Source organism: Streptomyces sp. NPDC005070 (assembly GCF_053600395.1).
Genome location: NZ_JBSFZS010000381.1, coordinates 1 through 2,293, shown reverse-complemented (window position 1 = coordinate 2,293; position 2,293 = coordinate 1). Strand labels below are relative to the sequence as shown.

3 protein-coding genes are annotated in these 2,293 nt (G+C 73.5%); all 3 read left to right on the top strand.

Going from position 1 to position 2,293, the window contains the following annotated elements:
- A partial coding sequence (locus tag ACWEBX_RS39310; RefSeq protein WP_451889498.1) for an ArsB/NhaD family transporter occupies positions 1-636 on the top strand: 636 nt, incomplete at its 5' end.
- A gap of 5 nt (positions 637-641) precedes the next feature.
- Positions 642-1,166 (top strand): universal stress protein, encoded by a 525-nt coding sequence (locus tag ACWEBX_RS39305; RefSeq protein WP_451889497.1) that lies wholly within the window; start codon positions 642-644, stop codon positions 1,164-1,166.
- Positions 1,167-1,387: 221 nt separating this feature from the next.
- A complete protein-coding gene (locus ACWEBX_RS39300; RefSeq protein WP_451889496.1) occupies positions 1,388-2,245 on the top strand; it encodes an endo alpha-1,4 polygalactosaminidase in 858 nt (285 codons plus the stop codon).
- The last annotated feature ends 48 nt before the right edge of the window (positions 2,246-2,293 follow it).

Genomic DNA, 2,293 nt, shown 5'->3' with positions numbered 1-2,293 from the left:
CCCGCCGCGAGGTCACGGGCGGAGGAACCGCCGGAGCTGCCGCTGTTCGCCCTGATCACCGTGGGCTGCACCCTGACCGGTTTCGTCCTCGCCTCGGCCGTCGGCATCGACCCGGCCTGGTCCGCCGCCGCGGGGGCGCTCGTCCTGGCCGGCCGGGCTCTCGTCCGCCGCCGCACCACCCCGCTCACCGTGGTGCGCGCGGCCGCTCCGTCCTTCCTCGCCTTCGTCCTCGCGCTCGGCATCGTCGTCCGCGCGGTCGTGGACAACGGGCTGGCCGACGCCCTGGACGACCTCCTTCCGACGGGCGGCTCGCTGCCGGCACTGCTCGGCATCGCCGCGATCGCCGCCGTCCTGGCCAACCTGATCAACAACCTGCCCGCGGTCCTCGTCCTGCTGCCGCTGGCCGCCGACTCGGGCGCGGGCGCGGTGCTGGCCGTCCTGCTCGGCGTCAACATCGGGCCCAATCTGACGTACGCGGGTTCCCTCGCGACGCTGCTGTGGCGACGTATCGTGCATCAGCACGAACACGGCGTCGACCTGAAGGAGTTCACCCGGCTGGGCCTGATCGCCGTGCCCGCGGCGCTGGTACCCGCCGTCCTGGCGCTGTGGGTCTCGCTCCACGTCATCGGAGGCTGATGGACATGCGGGTGGTCGTCTGGCTGGTCGAGGGAACCTGGCCCGCGTGCGTGGACGCCGTGGGGACGCACGCTCCCGGGGCGAGCGAGGTGGTGCTGCTGCATGTCACGGACCTGGCCGTGCCCGGTCTCGCGCACGGCGCCTTCGCCGGGCTCCTCGGACGCGGCCGCTCCGAGCCCGATCCAGGCGACCTCCTGGAAACCCTGGGCACGGCCTCCGCGGCCGAGCTCCTCGACGCGGCGGCCCAGCGGCTCGGGGGCCCAGCGACCCGCGTGGAGCGCACCGGCCGGGTGGAGCGGGAGGTCGTCGCGGCGGCGGAGGGCGCCGGTCTGCTCGTCCTGGCCCGCGACGGCGACCGCAGCCGGCTCGGCCCGCACAGCCTGGGACCGGCCGGACGCTTCGTCGTCGACCACGCCCCCTGCCCGGTGCTGCTCGTGTGGCCCGAACCGGCACCGGACGTCACGACGCTGCCGCCCCCGCCCCCGCACCCGCCGCACCACCCGGACCATCCGCACCACCCGCGCCCCTGAGGTCACCGGCCGGGCGGAGCAGCCTACCGGCGGCGCCCTCGGCCGAGGCGGTCACTTGACGAAGTCGGGCATGCGCGCTTTGATCCTCAGCGTGCCGTGGTGCGACCCGGCACGCAGAGGTGCGCCCAGCCGGTAACGGACCAGGTTCAAGTCCGGCCAAAGTCGCCAGGATCGCTCGAAGCGTCCGAGGCGGGGACGTACTCGCGATTGATGGAGCGGACATGCCCCCCGTCAAACGTGTTCTCCGCACCGGAGTTCTGGGCACGGCCACGACCCTGGCCGGCCTCCTCGCGCTCGCGGGCTGCGGCGCGGGCAACGACACGAGTGCCTCCCCGCAACCGGTTCCCCGCCCCGGGCGGACGGCGGCATCGGTGCAACTCCCCCCGCTCCACGCGGGGTTCGACTACCAGATCGGCGGCGCCTACCCCCCGGCCTCCGACGTCCGCGTCGTCAGCCGCGACCGCTCGTCCTCACCGGCCCGCGGCCTGTACAACATCTGCTACGTCAACGCCTTCCAGGCCCAGCCCGAGGAACGCGGACAGTGGCCCGCCGACCTGCTGCTGCGCGACGCGGACGGCAAGGTCGTCGTCGACAAGGACTGGAACGAGGCGCTGCTGGACATCCGGACGCCCGGCAAGCGGCGGAGGGTGGCCGAGCGCGTCGGCCGGTGGATCGACGACTGCGCCGACAAGGAATTCGACGCGGTCGAGCCCGACAACTACGACAGCTACACGCGCTCGCGAAAACTGCTGACCTCGGACGACGCCACCGCCTTCATCACCCTGCTCGCCCGGCACGCACACGCCCGGCATCTGGCGATCGGGCAGAAGAACACCGTCGAACTGGCGGGACTCCGGTCGCGGACCGGGCTCGACTTCGCGGTGGCGGAGGAGTGCGGCGCGTACGACGAGTGCGGCGCGTACGCGAAGGCCTTCCACGACCGGGTGGTGGTGATCGAGTACACCGACAGCGGTCTGCGCAAGGCCCGTACGGCCTTCGGCGGCCGGCTGAGCATCGTGCGCCGGGACGTGATGGTCTCGACGCCCGGCAGCGCGGACTACGTCCGCCGGACGCGCTGACGGAGGCCGGGATGACCCACGTGATCGCGCGGCGCCGGCTGCTCCTGC

Excerpts from the sequence above, each read along its gene's own strand:
- ACWEBX_RS39305 (WP_451889497.1), top strand. The coding sequence starts at position 642 with ATGCGGGTGGTCGTCTGGCTGGTCGAGGGAACCTGGCCCGCGTGCGTG.
- ACWEBX_RS39300 (WP_451889496.1), top strand. The coding sequence starts at position 1,388 with ATGCCCCCCGTCAAACGTGTTCTCCGCACCGGAGTTCTGGGCACGGCC.